The 18,196-nt window shown below is 44.5% G+C and carries 10 protein-coding genes; 8 read left to right on the top strand and 2 right to left on the bottom strand.

What is annotated here, in order from left to right; genetic code table 11:
• The 6 genes from H5300_RS19845 to H5300_RS19870 all read left to right on the top strand — a co-directional run.
• Positions 1–739, top strand: a 739-nt coding sequence (locus H5300_RS19845; protein ID WP_182796678.1) for an extracellular solute-binding protein, incomplete at its 5' end; no start/stop codon positions are given.
• Positions 740–805: 66 nt separating this feature from the next.
• A complete protein-coding gene (locus tag H5300_RS19850; RefSeq protein WP_009846152.1) occupies positions 806–1,792 on the top strand; it encodes a carbohydrate ABC transporter permease in 987 nt (328 codons plus the stop codon).
• A 46-nt stretch (positions 1,793–1,838) separates the two neighbouring features.
• Positions 1,839–2,687 carry a carbohydrate ABC transporter permease gene (locus H5300_RS19855; protein WP_017077012.1) on the top strand — a complete coding sequence of 283 codons (849 nt, stop codon included), beginning with the start codon at positions 1,839–1,841 and terminating at the stop codon, positions 2,685–2,687.
• 17 nt (positions 2,688–2,704) lie between these two features.
• Positions 2,705–4,054 carry a GH1 family beta-glucosidase gene (locus H5300_RS19860; RefSeq protein WP_041473183.1) on the top strand — a complete coding sequence of 450 codons (1,350 nt, stop codon included), beginning with the start codon at positions 2,705–2,707 and terminating at the stop codon, positions 4,052–4,054.
• A complete protein-coding gene (locus H5300_RS19865; protein WP_009846155.1) occupies positions 4,054–5,145 on the top strand; it encodes an ABC transporter ATP-binding protein in 1,092 nt (363 codons plus the stop codon). Before H5300_RS19860 ends, H5300_RS19865 begins: the two co-directional genes overlap by 1 nt.
• A gap of 108 nt (positions 5,146–5,253) precedes the next feature.
• Positions 5,254–7,668, top strand: a complete 2,415-nt coding sequence (locus H5300_RS19870; protein ID WP_182796679.1) for a GH36-type glycosyl hydrolase domain-containing protein — start codon at positions 5,254–5,256, stop codon at positions 7,666–7,668.
• A gap of 142 nt (positions 7,669–7,810) precedes the next feature.
• Here the strand turns inward: H5300_RS19870 and H5300_RS19875 are convergent, their stop codons facing one another.
• The gene (locus H5300_RS19875; protein WP_182796680.1) at positions 7,811–8,758 is read right to left on the bottom strand and encodes an aldose 1-epimerase; all 948 of its coding nucleotides are present in this window, start codon (positions 8,756–8,758) and stop codon (positions 7,811–7,813) included.
• Between the two features lie 64 nt (positions 8,759–8,822).
• Here H5300_RS19875 and H5300_RS19880 point away from each other — a divergent pair, with 64 nt between their 5' ends.
• Positions 8,823–11,921: a GH116 family glycosyl hydrolase gene (locus H5300_RS19880; protein WP_182796681.1), complete on the top strand. Its 3,099-nt coding sequence runs from the start codon at positions 8,823–8,825 to the stop codon at positions 11,919–11,921.
• A 97-nt stretch (positions 11,922–12,018) separates the two neighbouring features.
• The gene (locus H5300_RS19885) at positions 12,019–13,032 is read left to right on the top strand and encodes a LacI family DNA-binding transcriptional regulator (protein ID WP_004732795.1); all 1,014 of its coding nucleotides are present in this window, start codon (positions 12,019–12,021) and stop codon (positions 13,030–13,032) included.
• 892 nt (positions 13,033–13,924) lie between these two features.
• Here the strand turns inward: H5300_RS19885 and H5300_RS19890 are convergent.
• Complete coding sequence (locus H5300_RS19890) at positions 13,925–17,332, bottom strand: AAA family ATPase (protein ID WP_182796682.1); 3,408 nt, start codon at positions 17,330–17,332, stop codon at positions 13,925–13,927.
• Positions 17,333–18,196: the final 864 nt, after the last annotated feature.

The raw sequence follows: 18,196 nt of genomic DNA on the forward strand, positions 1-18,196 counted from the left end.
TGAAAAACTGAAAGAGCAAAACGTACAACTTATCGCTTCGGCAGCCGACGTGGCACAAGCGATTATCTTCACGACCGTTCCTGAAGGTGAAGGTCTGTATTTCGATAAAGATGGCAACCCAGTGGTTACATCAGAGCGTTTTGTTCACGCTTTTGAAGTAGCAAAAGAGATTCGCGACAAAGGCTTAGACGGCCGCATTCTGGCTTGGTCTAACGAATGGTACGAAGGCTTCCGCAACGGCACATTTGCAACTCAACTTTCTGGCGCTTGGCTTCTTGGTCACCTAAATAACTGGATTGCTCCTGAAACCAAAGGTAAGTGGGCAGTAGAAAACCTACCTGATGGCATCTACGGCAGCTGGGGTGGTTCATTCCTTTCTATTCCAACTCAATCAGAAAACCCAGATGAAGCTTGGGCGCTTATTGAATACATGACGACGGATCGTGAAGTACAGCTTAAACACTTCGAAACGATTGCTGCTTTCCCTGCGAACATCACCACGTATGACGATGAGCTTTTCCAAGAAGAGATGGAATTCCTAGGTGGGCAAAAAGCGCGTCTACTGTTTGCTGAAGTAGCACAGAACATCAAACCAGTATCTCCAGCACAAGGCGACCACGTTGCACGTTCTATTATCTTAGAGAACGCATTGATGGAAGTACTTGATGAAGGCAAGGACATCAAGACTGCGCTTAAAGAGGCAGAGCGTCTAATCAAGCGTCGCACGCGTAATCTTTAATTTGTTTTTACTTTAAGTAAGTGAGGAAGCGTGGATAACGCGCTTCCTTTTTAAGAGGTCGTTACTATGAATCATACAGCGAGCACAACGATAGAACCTGCGGACAAAAGCCTTTTTTCTCGTCTAAATTTGAAAGCGCTTACACCGTATGGATTTCTTCTGCCGTTTCTGATCATTTTTTCTGTATTTGGGATCTTCCCGCTGTTGTTCTCTGTTTACCTGTCGTTCCACGAGTGGAACCCGGTAAGAGGCATGGATGCGATGGAGTTCGTTGGTTTTGAGAACTATCACATTGCTTTAACGGACCCATGGCTATGGCGTTCATTGAAGAACACGCTTTGGCTAGCAATCACTTCAGGCGTGGCTCAGCACTTAGTCGCTATTCCAGTGGCTTACATGTTGGTTTCAATGGGTGACCGTATGCGTCACTGGCTAACATCGGCGTACTTTCTACCGTTCATTACATCAACGGTCGCAGCGTCACTGATTTTCTTCAATATGTACTCTCCTAACTCAGGAATTATTAACCAAACTCTGATGGCTCTGGCCGATAGCACGCTGTTTGGTTGGGCATTTGCTTGGGTTAACGATTTTCAACCAATCCGTTGGTTAGACGATGCCACTATGGTGAAGCCGTCTATCGCAATCATGGTTTTCTGGAAATACACCGGTTTTAACATCGTCCTTTACACCACGGGTTTAATGACGATTCCTAAAGACATCTTAGAAGCTGCACGTATGGATGGTGCCAATGCCTTCCGCCGCTTCTGGAACATTTCACTACCAATGATTCGTCCATTCATCTTCTTTGCTATCACGATGACCATCATCGGTAACCTGCAAATGTTTGAAGAACCGTTCGTACTAACGCGTGGTACAGGTGGTACTGGCCAATCTGGTTTAACTATCTCGATGTACCTCTATAAAGTAGGTTGGGAATGGCTAGAAATGGGCACAGCGTCCGCTATCTCATGGTTACTGTTTGCACTCATCGCGACTTGTACATTGGTTCAATTTTTACTCTTCGGTAAGAAAGGCTTAGGGGAACATTAAGATGTCGACATCAATTAAGACAAATACCTCACCACTAAGTGGACTGATGCCAAGCGAACGCAGCATGTACATTCTGACTAAGATCTTGATGGTCATGTTAGGCATCTTACTGGTTGTTTCAGCGCTAATTACAGTCTTTCCATTTGTATGGTCGGCACTGCTATCAACTCGTGACCGTTCTGAAATTTTCGGCACGGGCATTAGCTTTGCGATTGGCGATAGCCTGGCGATTAACTACGCCAAATTGCTTGAAATTATGCCGTTTTGGAAAGCGATGTTTAACTCGATTTACGTGGCTTTCTTAGGCACCACCATCTCGCTGCTGTTTTGTAGCATGGGTGGCTACGCGTTTGCTGTGTTTAAGTTCCGCGGTAAGAACGTGTTGTTCGGCATGCTGGTTGGCTCAATGGCGATTCCGCCTGTGCTTAGCTTGATCCCTTACTTCATGATCGTGAAATTCTTAGGCTTGTTGGATAACCACATGGCGGTATGGCTACCGTTCACTACGACACCATTTGGTATCTTTTTGATGCGTCAGCACGTGATTGCATCGATTCCAAAAGAGCTACTTGAAGCAGCAAAATTGGATGGTGCTGGTGAGTTCAGAACGTACTGGAGCGTGGTACTGCCACTGATGAAGCCTGCACTCGCAACATTGGCTATCGTTCAGTTCGTTTTCTTTTGGAACATGTTTATGCAGCCTCTCGTGGTGCTAAATAACCCAGATAACTATGTTATTACGCAAGCACTTCGAAGTGTTCAAGGTATTCCGAATACGCCATGGGGCGCGGTAATGCTAGGTACCACAATTTCTATTTTACCGCTCGTGATTACTTACTTGTTCGCATCGAAACAGATGATCAGTGGTTTAACGTCCGGCGCAGTCAAAGGTTAGGTTTAAGGGTTATAACAATGAATAAATATCAACTTCCAAGTGATTCAAAGTTACGCAGTAAGGAATTTGTATTCGGTGTCGCGACATCTTCATACCAAATTGAAGGCGGCGTTGAAGAGGGCGGTCGTACACCGTCTATCTGGGACACTTTCTGTAAGACACCGGGCAAGGTCGATAACGGCGACAGTGGTGATGTGGCGTGTGACCACTACCACTTATGGCAACAAGATATCGAGATGATTCAAGGCTTAGGCGTTGATGCTTACCGTCTCTCTATTGCATGGCCGCGCATCCTGCCACAAGACGGTGTCGTGAACCAGCAAGGTCTAGAGTTTTACGGTCAGATCATCGATGAGTGTCATGCTCGTGGCATGAAGGTGTATGTGACGCTGTATCACTGGGATCTTCCGCAATACCTTGAAGATAAAGGCGGCTGGTTAAACCGTGAAACGTCTTACAAATTCGCAGAATACGCAGAAGTGGTGAGTAAATACTTTGGTGACAACATCGATGTGTACACCACGCTTAATGAACCGTTTGTGTCTGCATTCCTAGGCTACCGTTGGGGCGAGCACGCGCCAGGTATCAAAGGTGAGAAAGAAGGCTACCTAGCATCTCACCACCTAATGCTGGCACACGGTTTGGCAATGCCGATTCTTCGTAACAATGCCCCTCATGCCAAGCATGGTGTGGTATTTAACGCGACGCCAGCATACCCGCTGACGCCACAAGACCAAGCGGCAGCCGATTACTGCGAAGCGGAAAACTATCACTGGTTCATCGACCCAGTATTAAAAGGCGAGTACCCACAACTGGTGGTTGAACGCCAAGCGATGAACATGCCGATGATTCTAGAAGGCGATTTAGACATCATCAGCGCACCGGTTGATTACATCGGTATCAACTATTACACACGTAATGTCGCTCGCTTCAATGAGAATGGCGACATTGAATCAGTAAAACAAACTGAAGCTGAACACACTTACATTGGCTGGGAGATCAACCCACAAGGTTTAACCGATTTATTGGTAAGACTGGATGCTCGCTACGAAAATATGCCACCTATCTACATCACAGAAAATGGCGCAGCGGGCAACGATGAACGTGTAAACGGACAAGTGATGGACGACCAACGCGTTCGTTATTTCCAAGGTCATATCGAAGCGGTTCACAACGCGGTTGAAGCGGGTGTGAAAGTCGACGGTTACTTCGCTTGGAGTCTGATGGATAACTTTGAGTGGGCATTCGGCTACTGCCAGCGTTTTGGCATTGTCCATGTTGACTACACCACCCAAGAAAGAACATTGAAACAGAGCGCAATTGCGTACCGAAATATGCTGCTAGAGCGCGCTGAGGAGAACAGATAATGGCTAAAGTAGAATTTAAGAACATCAAAAAATCATTCGGTGATGTTGAAGTCGTCAAAGAGTTTGATTTTACGGTTGAAGACGGTGAGTTCGTGGTTTTCCTTGGCCCATCTGGCTGTGGTAAATCGACAACGCTACGCATGCTAGCTGGCCTTGAAAGCATCAGTTCTGGTGACATCGTCGTTGGCGGCAAGTTGATGAATAAAGTCGACGCGAAAGACCGTGACTTGGCGATGGTATTCCAAAGCTACGCTCTGTATCCGCACATGACCGTTTATGAGAACATCGCGTTTGCCCTGAAACTGAAAGGCATGCCGAAAGCGGAAATCGACGTAGAAGTGCTAAAAGCGGCGAAAATGCTAGAGCTTGATCCACTACTGAACCGTAAGCCAAAAGAGCTTTCTGGTGGTCAACGTCAACGTGTGGCAATGGGTCGCGCAATGGTTCGTACACCTAAAGTTTTCTTGTTTGATGAGCCGTTATCTAACCTAGATGCAAAACTTCGTGGCGTGATGCGTGAAGAGATCAAACACCTACATCGTGAGCTTAAAACCACCACGATCTACGTAACCCACGATCAGATCGAAGCGATGACACTGGCGGATCGCATCGTGATCCTGAAAGACGGTTATGTTGCTCAAGTTGGTACACCAACTGAGGTGTTCCAGCGTCCTGCAAATAAGTTTGTCGCGCAATTCATTGGTAACCCGTCAATGAACATGTTGGAAGCAAAACTGATTGAAAAAGAAGGCGAGTACTTCGTTGAAATAGGCGATGTTCATATCCCACTGCCTGAGCGCTTTAAGTCTCTGGCGTCTAAGAACCTAGCGCTGCATTTTGGTGTTCGTCCAACAGACATTCACCTACGTGCCGAGCAAGTTGACCACGACCGCGTGCTGCCATTCCCTGTGAAAATCAAAGACAAGGAACTACTGGGCGCAAGCATTCTTCTGAAAACAGAAATTGGCGGTCAACCGCTGATGGTTGAAACCCAAGCGGCTGAAGTTGATGTAAAAGATCTGACGCTTTACTTGGATTTGGATGCTTTCCACTTGTTCGATGCTCTCAGTGAGAACTCGCTAGCGAGCTAGTCAATTACGAGCTAGTCAGTCAATTTAAGTCAGTCATTGAGCTGACACCAACCAACTTACGACAAATTGTTTTGGCTCCTCCTGATTTGGGAGGGGCTAGGGATAGTGATGATGAAATTCGGATATTTTGACGATAAAAACAAAGAATACGTAGCAACCACACCGTGTACGCCGATCAAATGGTGTAACTATGTCGGCACATTAGATTTCGGTGGCATTGTTGATAGCAACGGTGGTGTGCTGTTGTGTAAGGGCGATCCTGCACTCAACCGCATCACTAAGTACATTGCTCAATTGCCAAACTCAGATTTCAAAGGCTCGACCATGTACCTTAAGGTGCGTGATGAAGCGGGCAATGTAGAGGTGTTCTCACCGTTCTACACACCCACTCTGAAGCCGCTCGATAAGTTTGAAAATCACACCGGTTTGTCATACACCACCATCATTGCAGAAGCCTTTGGTGTGCGTTGTGAAGCGACCTTCTTTGTACCAAAAGCTGACCAAGTACTGCTACAAGACATCAAAGTGACCAACATTTCAGACAAAGCGCTACACGTTGATGTGGTGCCTGTTTACGAATTCACACACTTCGATGCGCTTAAACAGCTACTCAATGCGGACTGGGTGCCACAAACCATGACGCTAAAAGCACACCAGCAAGAGTCGGGTCATACCGTGCTTGAGCAGTATGCTTTCATGAAGCGTGACTACGCGGTGAACCTGATGACAGCGGATCGCCCTGCGACGTCTTTTGATGGTGATCGCCAATCGTTCCTAGGTAATTTGGGCTACGGCACATGGGCAGCGCCAGAAGCACTGAACAATGATGAATTAGGCAACACCGAGTGTTTGCGTGGCGACAACATTGGCGCAGTGAACCTGCGTCTAGGTTGGTTATCTCCAGAGCAGACCGAACGTACGATTGTACAAATCGCGCAAGAACAGAGCCTAGAAGCTGCACTTCCTCTGCTGGCTAAATATCGTGACCATCAAGTGGTCGATTCTGCTTTCGCTGAACTGGCTGAACATTGGGATGGTTACCTACAAGCGGTTCAGGTTGAAACGCCAGATCCTGCGATGAACTCGATGCTTAACGTACATAACCCACGTCAGTGTCACACAACCAAAAACTGGTCTCGTTACTTGTCTCTGTATCAGCTTGGCTATGGCGCGCGTGGCATCGGATTCCGAGACTCTTCGCAAGATACATTGGGTGTAATTACTCACATGCCAGAAGAAGCGCGCGAGTTCATTGAGCGTCTGTTGTCTGTTCAGAACACTAACGGTTCTGCGATGCATCAGTTCTTCCCATCAACAATGGAAGCGAACGCGGGTGATTCACGTGAAGAAGAAGACCGCCCTGATTACTACGGCGATGATCACCTGTGGATCATCTACGCGGTGACTCAATATGTGAAAGAAACGGGCAATGCAGACTTCTTGAATAAAGAGATCCCGTTCTATCAAAAAGACAAAGCTGGCAACCCAGTTGAAACTGGAACGGTTTGGAACCACCTGTGCCGCGCGATTGAGTTTACTTACACCAATACCGGTGAACACGGTCTACCGCTATTGGGTTTTGCTGACTGGAATGACACGGTGAACCTGCCAACGGGTGCTGAGTCGATGATGGTGGCAAACATGTACGGCAAAGCATTGCTAGACATGTTGGACTTGTGTGAGCTGCGTGGTGAAGCGCAACTGACGGCTAAGTTTAAAGATCAGTACCAACAGATGCAGAGTACAGTCAATGAATGCGGCTGGGATGGAGAATGGTTTGTTCGTTACTTTGATGAGCAGGGCTTGCCAATTGGTTCTCATAAGAATGAGCAAGGGCAGATCTACACCAATGGTCAAAGCTGGCCTGTAATTTCTGGTTTCGCGACTCAAGAACGTGCCACGCAAGCACTAGATTCGGTTTACAACAAACTAAACACCACCAATGGCATCAAGCTTTCCACACCGGGTTACAACGGCTTTGATCCACAGCTAGGCGGTGTTTCAACTTACCCACCAGGTGCGAAAGAGAACGGCGGTATCTTCTTGCATTCAAACCCATGGGTGATGATCGCAGAAGCGAAAATGGGCAACGGCGAGCGTGCTTACGAGTACTACCGTCAAATCAACCCGGCTTCTAAGAACGATGACATTGATACCTTTGAATCTGAGCCTTACTGCTACCCACAAAACATTTTGGGTGACGAACATAAGCAATTTGGTTTAGGCCGAAATGCATGGCTTTCTGGTACTTCATCTTGGACATACGTTGCAGGTACGCAATGGATTCTAGGTGTTCGCCCTGAAGTAGATGGCTTGCTGGTGGACCCATGTATTCCGGCTGAGTGGCCTGAGTTCAAAGTACGTCGTCAGTTCCGTGGCGCGACCTACAACATTCATGTTACCAACCCAAATAACGTGTGTAAGGGAGTGGTAGAGATGAAGGTCAACGGTGACCTAATTTCAGGCAACAAAGCACCGGTATTTACATCGGGTGAGCACTCGGTAGAAGTGGTTTTAGGTTAACAAAGAGAAGGGCGCTTTATGCGCCCTTTATTGCTTCTTTCGTTTGGTTTTTTAGTTTGGTTCTTTCGTTGCAGTTGTTTCGTTAGCAATGCGTTCTCTGGGGGCTGATTTCGCATACAGCAGTTGCTTTACTTTGCTTTCTTTATGTTGGCTGATAGGTGGCTTGGCATTGCCAAGTAAAGGTCTGAGATTGGTTCGGGCTAAGCGTCAATAAGCCTATCTGGTTATTGAATGCATCAGCTGGGCAAGTCATTGGTTCTATTGCAATACTTTGTTCGCTCGTCGGCGTGTACAGCTGAACGAATGGGTAGCTTTCATCTTGTTGATAGCGAATAGCGGCAGACGAATCTGAGCGTGTAAACGCAAGTTGGTTGGTTGCCTTGGAATCAAATTCAAAGCAGTGGTTTAAGCTTTGATTGGTGAGTGAATCACCCAAAGACAAACAGTCAAAAGCCAGTTTTTCACCATTGGGTAGGTCGTTTTCGTGGATGACCTCAGAGCAAGGCGACATAGCGAGTCCACATTGTGCTAGCTCAGTGCCGAGTGAGAAATAAGGGTGCCAAGCATCACCGAATGGGAATGCAGAATCACCAAGATTAGAGACGGTCGTTGAGGAAGTGAGTTTACCCGTGATATCGATAGTGAAGGTGACTTCAAGGTTGAACGCAAACGGGAAAGCAGGATGCAAAGATGACGTTTGATACTGCAACGTCACACTGGCGGATTCTTCAGTGGCTACGCTGTTTGTGATTGAAAAAGGTTGGTTGTAGAGCAGGCCATGTACGGCGTGATCAGACCAAGGAAAGTTAGCTGGGAGTTGATGGTTTTGGTTATCGAAACTGTAACGACCTAAGTTTAAACGGTTTGGAAAAGGGAATAATTTAGCACTGCGGGAAAAGAACGGATGTTGGTTGATCAGTTCATCATAATTCTGATAACCACAAATAAAAGAGAATGGACTGTTATTTACGATATATTTATTAATAACAGCACCAAATCCATTGATTATTTGAAGTTCTATACCATGTTGGTGGTTTATTAATGTGACAGAGTCAATATTTCCAAATTTTTCATTTATAATTTTAAACATGTTGATGTCTCCATTTTTAAAAGATATTAACAAGAAGAAAAAAATATTCAATGGCGGTTTTAAAATGAATAATAAAATTCCATATACGAGCTACTCAGGAAATTCAGAACACTTGTGTAAAAAAGGTGACGCAGTTGAATTTATTCAACCTTGGTACACGCCAATTTCGACCACACCAGAAAATACCGGTATGGCAGTCGGCGGAATTGGTAACACATTTACACTCACACCAAACGGCAACACGCCTAACTTCAGCTTTATTCCGGGAATATTTGTCGATTGTTCAGAGCAAGTTGTTAATTTTAATGATTTTTATGCGTCAGTGATGAATGTGCCAACCATCGACACGCTGCAAATTCTTAATGAACAAGAGCTAATCGTTCACCTGAACTTCTATCCTGCTTTGTTTGATGGAAAAAAGATTGAAAGTAGAGAAATGTCGAATGCGATTAGTATCATTCAAACAGCATTAAAAAATGGTCACTTCTACCAAGAAAATAAAGCTAACTTTACAAAATGGAACGTTGAGTTTTCAAATAAGACTCAATTGTTGATTGAAGAAGATTCATCTTCAACTATTTGTCAATTATATGTAGCCTTAGATTTCTTTAATGGTCTATTAATAAATGATACAACGAGATTATTATCACTCACTGCGGGTAATAATAATGATATGAATAGTCTCAATAGCTGTGATATAGATAGTGTTAATGGCAGTGATATAGAATACCAAGCTTTATATCCACTGGCTGAATATAAATACAGTAGCTTCGAAGATATTAATATAAAGCGTAAGGTAGTATCTCCGATCGTTAAAGAGAACAAACGCCTATGTTCTTTACCGATGCACTGGAATCACTTCGAATTAACCAATAATTCATCGCAACCACGCGTGATTACGCTTGCTCAGCCGCTTCAAAACTTGATTGGCTCAACCTACCAAAAAGGCCGTGATGGCATTCAAGATTCGGCATGTACCTTGTCTCAAAACCCGATTGCTCAGCAGCATGAAGTTGTTAACTTAAAGGGTGAAAGCGGCAGCTTTACGGGTGTTCAATTGTCTAGCCAATCGCCTTATCAAAGCGATATTGAAGGCGAAGTGGTGTTTGGTGTTCAAGCAGATAACCATTTGACTGAATCTGGTAAGGTTTCGATTTCTGTCAAACCAACGCTTTATACCTCTAAGACTGCTCAGCAAACAGAGTTCGCACTGAAAACAGGCCGTACCAACGCGGAATTCCAAACCGGCATTTACACAGGACGTGAAGCGTTGAGCGCATTGGTGGTGGTTCAGGTTGAATTGGAAGCGGGTGAGTCTGTTGATCTGCGTTTTGCACAGGTGATGGCACACAGCAAAGTCATGCTTAATGGTTGGCACTCAGATAAGGCTTACACGCAATTCTACCCGCAAGTAAAGCCTGCATTACCTATGTTAGAAGACATGTTGCCTAAGCTCGAAGCGATTGAGCAGCAGATCGTCGCACAACAAACCGCTTTCCTAGAGCAAGCTCAAAGCAAGATCTCGCAGCCTGAATCGGCACTTCGCTATGCAACGATGGCGATGAACTCATTGTCGTTCTTGGCGGAATCAACGGTATGGGACAAAGAAGATAAGTTCTTGGTAAAAGAGTGTGTCGACTACCCATTCTTTAACTCTCTGGATGTGTACTTCTACGGATCGTTCTCTCTGCTTTATTTATTGCCTGAGCTTGATGGCTGTGTGATGAAAGAGTTTTCTAAGGCCATTTTGGCGGAAGACTTCACTCAGCGCCGCTACTGGGAATACGAAGCGACGCCTAATGCCGAATTGATTGATGAAAAGTATCAAGGTGTACGTGCTATTCGAGGTGCGGTAATCCACGACTTAGGCAGCCCATTCGACATTCAGCCCGATGCTTACAGTTGGCACAACGTGAAAGAGTGGAAGGACTTAGCGCCGAAATACATTCTGATGGTGTACCGCCATTATCAAAACACCCAAGATCTCTCTGTGGTTAATGAGTGCTGGCAAGCGGTAACTGAAAGCATCGATTTTTTATCGAATTTGATTGCTGAGGGTGACGATTTACCATTAACCCGAGGCACAGACGATACCTTTGATAACCTAGCTTCTCACGGCATCTCTATTTATTGTGCGAGCCTGTGGGGTGCTGGCCTGCAAGCCGCGAGCGAACTTGCACAATTGATGGGTGAAAGCGAGCTAGCTAGCGGTTACTTAACGCGTTCTAAAAAGGCGTTAGCCACGGTTGAGCAAAGCTTGTGGGATGACAAAGAGGGTTACTACCACTTCTTCGTGACGCCAGTTCAAGCCAAGCATTTAACAGGTGAAGGCTATCAAGCTCTGGAAACCTTAGGGCTTTCATTGACTGGCGATGCGATTGCTGACAAGAACACGCTCAATACCTATCTCAATGAAAGGGATACTTCCATTAGCATCAGTAAGGTATCTCAAAGAGTCTCTAAGAAACGCTTGCTGAGTGAGACGGCGCCACAAGCCTTTACTCAAGAATACTTAGATTTAGTGCCAGATTCTGACAACAGTTTTGGTGATGCCTTGTTGGCCGACAGCTACCTAAAGCTCATCGGCTTAGACGGTATTTTCCCGCAAGAGAACATCCAACGCGCACTAGACTATGTTTATAAGCACAACTTTGAGATTAACAGCCCTAAGCTTGGGGTTGCGAATATGACGTTGGCCGATGGTTCGCCGCATGAAGCATTTCAGGCTCAAGATGTGTGGATTGGTGTGCAGTTTAGTGTCGCAACGGCGTTGAGTCTGGCAGGTAAAAACCAGCAAGCAGAAACATTGATGGATACCGTGTATACCGCACTCTATGACTATTCAAAAATTCCATTTGCAGCGCCAGAAGGGTTCAATTGCTCTGTGTCTGTCAATGAGAAAGATCTTATGGAAGCCTTTAAGTTGACACAAAATGATGCGAAAAACTGGCTAAGTGTACTTAAATGTCAAAACTGTGTGCTGTCTGACGGTCGTATCAATCCAACATTGACGAAAGATACTGATAATTTTGTTAAAATGTTGGGCGGTGAAATTCCGTTAGAAAAGCTGGCAGGCTTACACAAATGGTTACTGAGTACTGGCTTGAAATATACGGCTGGTCGTTACTTCAGACCGGGGATGATCTTCGCCTACATGTATTAACTTAATGACACGATTTTCAGCTAAAGCAGTGGTATGCAGGTAGAAACTGATGGGGAGCTTTTGGGCTCCTCAAATGTCACTTGATTAGGGATTCGAGATGCGCACTAAAACAAAAAAAACAACAGTATACGATGTAGCAAGACTGGCTGGTGTTTCTCCCAGCACCGTGTCTCGCTTCCTTAATCGAACCACTTATGTGTCTGACGATAAAAGCCAAAATATTGAGCAAGCGATTAAAGACACTGGCTACAAACCTAATTTTCAAATGCAAGAAAACACCAACCGACGTTCACTCACCATTGGTGTGTTGGTGCAACACCCTGACAGCCCTTATACCAGTCGTATTCTCAATGACATGGAGAAAACACTTATCGCTCAAGGCTATTCGTTAGTGATCGCGACAGGGCATTGGCAGAAAAAGTTAGAAATGCACGCGTTGGAGTATCTCGCAAAAAGTAACGTGGATGGCATGATCATCGTGACAGGAAGCATTACTCAGGAAGAGATTGCCAAGTATGCACAAGACATTCCTATCGTGATGGTTGGCTACGATTTTGTTGAGAATAACGTCCGCTCCATCAACATTGATAACGTGTTGGGCGGCTACATGGCAACCTTACATTTACTGCAACAAGGGCATGTGAATATTGCTCATATTAAGGGGCTTTCAAGTCAACCTGATTCGGGAAACCGCTTTGAAGGCTATAAGAAAGCACTTCAAGAAGCGGGCATTAAAGTGATGCCAAAACTCGTTAAACAAGGTGATTTCAGTAGTGAGTCAGGCTACGAGAAAACGGTTGAATTGATAGAGTCGAAGGTTCATTTTTCCGCTCTATTCGCAGCCAATGATCAAACGGCTTACGGGGCGATTAAGGCGCTGTCTGACCACGGTTATAAAGTGCCTGAAGATGTTTCAGTGATTGGCTTTGATGACTTGCCGACGTCTAAGTATTTCACGCCAGCGTTAACGACTTTGAGACAGCCTATTGAAGAGATTGGTGAAGTGTGTGCTCAATCGATTTTGAATCTGTTATCTGGCGAGCGGCATGAAGCTCGACTACCACCCATTGATTTAATCGTCAGAGAGTCGACCAAGTCATTGTATCGTTAATTTCAAGACAAGCCTCAAGGTGTTGCGCCCGTGATGGTTCGTATTGATGTCAATACGAACCATGGTGCAGGAATGCCGCTCAGTAAAGCTATCAATCTCACTGCTTATATTTACGCGTTCACATTGTTCAATATGGGGCAGGTAAGCTAAAACACTTCTGCCCCGATACGAGTTGAATCAAGGTTACGCTTAACATTCCATTATCTATTAATGCCATACTAAAGCTAATATATAGGCGAATGGCAGGACTTGCCCCTTCATTCTAAGTTTCTAATCTTTAATTTAGAACAACTAAATATGGCGCGATGAGATATGTGTTTTACCTAAAGTATGCAAAAATGTTCTTTTATACAGTAATATAGAAGCCAAACCTGTTCCCGTATATTGAATAACTTTTGTGGCAATATGTCACAAAACTTAAGGGCGAATGGTATTATCTGATGAGGATGCTCTGGGATTTTGATTAAGGTGAAGCTTTGAGTACAAGACAAAAGTCAGCTAACTCAGGAGATTATGCTTTATTGAAATTCGAGTTTCAGCGCGATTGTGCGTTGTACTTACTCCTGAACGAATATAATCGATTCAAGGGAAGAGAGTTCTTTTTGAGTATTTAGCATCATGACGACTTCCTATTCTGTTGCAGAACAGATTATCGCTGCAATATCGAAGAAGTGCATTCTTATCAAGGCAAAATTCTTTCAGGCAAAGTTTGGACTATAAACGAGCGATTCTCTGAAATGAGAGCTAAGATATTTAAAGTTGTATTTTTTTTCTCAAAAAAAGGAGGCTCTGTAGTTTTGCAACAAAGCCTCCCATTAAATACACAATTGCCTGACGTTAGCGTCTAGTAACGCTAGACTATCAGCACCATTATGATGCTTGTTCCTAACGCCTAAGGAGCATAACTCACCGTATAAACGTCACCCCAAATATCACCATCTGAGTCATCACCGATACCATCCCAACCGTCTTCATTACTACGGGAGAAGGACTTTATAGACATCTCAATACCATTGGTATCAACAAGGACCATATTATCAATCGCAGTGATATCTCCAGCGGTAATTGTCATTGTTAACATACCGTCGGATACAGACCAAGTGAGTGGGAATTCATCGCTATCATCTGCGTACGTACCAACACCATTCGCCGATAAAGTGAACGATTCATCATCTGTCGCAAAGACTAACCCATGTGTTTCAGCTTTGTCGAAGAAGTCATCACCAAATTCCGCCTCAATACCTGAATTGTCGATACACATATCAACAGCATCGACGTAGTCATCATATGATCCGAACGTCAATGGCACATCATTCACGTCATCCCATTCTGTATTACCATTCGAACATTCCTGTATCGTAACGCTCGTTACGTCCGTAAGATCATCGATGTAGATTTCGTCATAAAGTGTAGAGCCCTCGTATTGATCAGAATAATGTGCAAAGGTGATATTATCGTTTCCATTATCGGCCATAGGTGCCATCATTACATACCAATCTTCAAACTCGACTTTAATAACATTATCTTCAACGACATAGCTAAAGTTGTCATTTTGAACACCATTTCGATACCAAGTACCCGTATCAACAGCGCCAAACTCGAAAGCACGTACAGACAAGCCACCACGAACTCTTAACCAAAGCGTATTGGCAATCTCTTCCGTACTGAGATCGATACTCGTTCCACCGCCATCAGTAATACATTGTCGATAATCATCGTAATCCGATAAGAAACCTGAACGAGTGATCGCATTGACATCGTAGTCCACTTCTTCAAGCACACACACAGGGATACCGGTTTCCGTTAATGTACTCGTCCAAATATAATTCATGCCTTCGACAAGGTCTTCTTCGTAGTATTTAACAGACCATTCATTGTCATCACTCTTTATCAGCCCCCAAGTCCAAGTGTATTCTCCTTCTTCGTCGCTAATAACTAAATAGTCACCTTCAATAGACCAGTCCTCTGTATACGAATAGATGCCATTTTTCGCGACATGTACTCGGCCTGAATCTAAGAAGTAGTAATCTCTAGTGCTATCATCACCTCGTACGCGATGGAATGTGTTACCCACCACCATTTCAGAGGTAATTGCACTTTCTAAGCCGCCACAATCAGTTATGGCTTGATCATATTCATCAATTGAGCTAGCGTCATCGCTATCACCTATATAACAACGACCGATAGGCAGAGACAACTGAGCAACAATATCTTCTTTTGCCGTGTCATTGATGAATACCGTTGTGTCATCCGTTAAAGGCTCGTCAGCGATTTCTCGGCTACCCTCATAAACAGCACCGTCATAAACAACATAAATGAAGTTATTTGAGTCATGATTCCACATACCTGACCATTCAGTCAGCACAGCGTCAGGAACAGAGAAGCTCAACATCGTTTCACCATTAACGGTGACCTCACTCCAATCGCCAGTGGCTATTCGAGTCGCACTATTGTCATAATCCGATGTTGTCCAGTCCATGGTGTAGTAATTTGCCACGCCACCATCAACCAACTCAACTGCACCTCCAATGTTCTCGTCGCCAGTTAGCATCGTTCCGAAAAGCACACCGGTATTTACACTTTCCCCAACAGAAGAATCAACAATAAGCTCCTCTAATGTAGACGCATTATGACCATCGCTTACGCCAAAATCCCCTCGGAACACCCAAGGTTCACTGTCCCAAAAGTAGTAAACATCTTGCTCAGGAGTCATAACAAGCTCAACACTTACTGCACCATCAGAAAATGTCGCCGCTAGATCGTTTGCGCCATCCCAGATTTCATTCGAGGTCACATAGGAATCAATATTTGTCCCAGATAAGTCGGTCACAACCGCTGTTGCGGTATAATCAACCTCAGAATAATTGGTCGCATAAACTTCAAACTCCCCATCCACATAATCGACAGAGTAAACGCCGTCCAAATACACCCAACCAGCGGAAGTAAGCACCCGGTCATCATCCTCTTGCAGATCAAGCTCTTCTTCACCAACCTGTGTAATCTCAGTGAGTGATGTAAGCTCTGCACCTAGGCCAGAAATTTGAAAGTTTTCTGATTCAAGAATGCCATCGTCATAGTCTCCATCCAGTACATAAAACATGCTACCTGAATACAAAGACTGCGCAGCTAAAGCGGTTGCAGTATTACCTAAGCTTTCATCAAGAGGGTCAGTGTCAAAGTCATCATTAACGCCATCGTTGTCGTCATCGAGGTCAGCATTGTCACCTAAATCGTCACTGTCATTATCAGCCCATTCGGTGCCATCGGTAGGGAATACATCAACTAAGCTATCATAGCCGTCATCATCGCTATCACCCGCGCGGTCTGGGTCGGTAGGGAACAGGTCATCACTGTCTTCAAACGCATCTTCTACCCATTCGCTGTTTACAAAACGAGAATCATCATTAGTGTCTGCATTGTTTCCCGTACCATCACCGTCACTATCAATATACTCTTCAGCATTACTAGGAAAAGCATCAAGATCATCAGGAATTCCATCGCTATCTGTATCTTGAGTAAGATCTTCAGTACCATCAAACGCATCTTCTAGTGCTGCAAAATCATCGGCTTCACCACCATTTTGTTCTGCGCTGTCTATAAGATCTCTAATTTGTGTATTAATGACTTCCGTTGTCATGACGAAGCTTGACGACTCACTGTCTTCCTCGGCAACATCACTAAGGTCTTCAGGTGTATCAGGTAAGATGTTTGAGGCAACAATATTCTCAGCGGCATACGCAGCATCGGAGTTCCCATCTTCGATAAAATCGCCAAGGATATTATCAACAGGTATACCTAACTGGTCTGACACTTTCGCTATAGCGAGCTGTTTTTTCTCTTCGATTTGCTCGGCAGTATCACCATCAGCACTGGTTTGCTCTAAAATAACGTGCACCAGCGTCGATAGTGGTGTAACAGACGTTTCCCCCGCTGGGGCAGACATCACATAATCTGTCGTGACTAACCCTTGCTCCTCGTCCACTGTTTGATTCGCAATAGCACGAACAACGACTGGGTACGATTCAGGGTTATCAATACCTGCCACGTCTAAAACTGCAACGCCACCATCCCCAGAAGTAACCGTAGGTTCACCTTCATCCAGTACAAAGTTACTGTTTAGATCCAGCCATACTTCCGCACCTTTTAAATAACCATCAATCGCTGTCACACTATATGTGGAGCTACTCGAAGATGACCCGCTGCCATCTCCACTGCTACTACTCGACGAATCGTCATCACAGCCAACTAAGGCAACAGAGCATGATAAGCCTAGTGCCAATGTCAATTTATTATATTGCATATAGTTCTATCCCTAGCCTAATTTAATCCACTCAAAGACTAGGACACAATTACGTAGTTACAAATTAATCATTCATCAAGCAAATGCATGCACTGAAATTATTGGCATTGGACATAGTTCGCAAAATCAGTTATTTAATATATTACATATTGACATAGAAACACTGATTTATATAAGTAAATACTAATTTAACCTATTAATCAGTTACTTATCAATAGAGTGAAAACAAGGTGATTCTTGTTTAGAAAATAGAAACAGATCACATATTCATCACAATATATATACTCAAAGATTCCCTTTTAGCTTGTAGACTACTTCCTAAATGTATCCTCGGTAATCGATTCTCACGACAGCTCATCTTCCAACCCATACGAACAGACAATCCAGTGCTATAATCCAAGCCAGAAATGGAACCTAGATTTATAAAACAGGCGACATACCCTCTAGAGCATTGTATTTTTCCATCGTATTCGCCATATATCCTATTTTTCATGGCATAGGCTCAAGGCTAGTGGCTTACTGTAGTGGAATAGCGAAACTGGCCATCAGTTTGTAGGCTATTCACGTGGTTTGGAGTAGTTGAGGTACTCCGACGACTCGGACTTTGTAACGCGTTTATGTCCAAAAATGAGTTGAACGAAGCCGCTCTGCGACTATGACCCGACTACAAGCTAACCCTGTTTAAAGTCCGTCAATTTTAGCAAACCTTCATTATCACTGGCTCGAATCACTGAGTTGATTGGCTCTTCGACGTTTCAAGTGGATTTCAATATTTCAGCGGCAGGGCTCGCTATCATGTAGATCATGGTGATGAAAGTGGCTGTATTTCTATAGCCTCGAGCCCTCGACCTCGCGGCTTGAAAT

The organism is Vibrio sp. SG41-7, from assembly GCF_014164465.1.
Classification (GTDB): domain Bacteria; phylum Pseudomonadota; class Gammaproteobacteria; order Enterobacterales; family Vibrionaceae; genus Vibrio; species Vibrio splendidus.

What these genes read in the sequence shown, in the direction of transcription:
- H5300_RS19850 (WP_009846152.1), top strand. Translation starts at nt 806, where the DNA reads ATGAATCATACAGCGAGCACAACGATAGAACCTGCGGACAAAAGCCTT.
- H5300_RS19855 (WP_017077012.1), top strand. Translation starts at nt 1,839, where the DNA reads ATGCCAAGCGAACGCAGCATGTACATTCTGACTAAGATCTTGATGGTC.
- H5300_RS19860 (WP_041473183.1), top strand. Translation starts at nt 2,705, where the DNA reads ATGAATAAATATCAACTTCCAAGTGATTCAAAGTTACGCAGTAAGGAA.
- H5300_RS19865 (WP_009846155.1), top strand. Translation starts at nt 4,054, where the DNA reads ATGGCTAAAGTAGAATTTAAGAACATCAAAAAATCATTCGGTGATGTT.
- H5300_RS19870 (WP_182796679.1), top strand. Translation starts at nt 5,254, where the DNA reads ATGATGAAATTCGGATATTTTGACGATAAAAACAAAGAATACGTAGCA.
- H5300_RS19875 (WP_182796680.1), bottom strand. Translation starts at nt 8,758, where the DNA reads ATGTTTAAAATTATAAATGAAAAATTTGGAAATATTGACTCTGTCACA.
- H5300_RS19880 (WP_182796681.1), top strand. Translation starts at nt 8,823, where the DNA reads ATGAATAATAAAATTCCATATACGAGCTACTCAGGAAATTCAGAACAC.
- H5300_RS19885 (WP_004732795.1), top strand. Translation starts at nt 12,019, where the DNA reads ATGCGCACTAAAACAAAAAAAACAACAGTATACGATGTAGCAAGACTG.
- H5300_RS19890 (WP_182796682.1), bottom strand. Translation starts at nt 17,332, where the DNA reads ATGCAATATAATAAATTGACATTGGCACTAGGCTTATCATGCTCTGTT.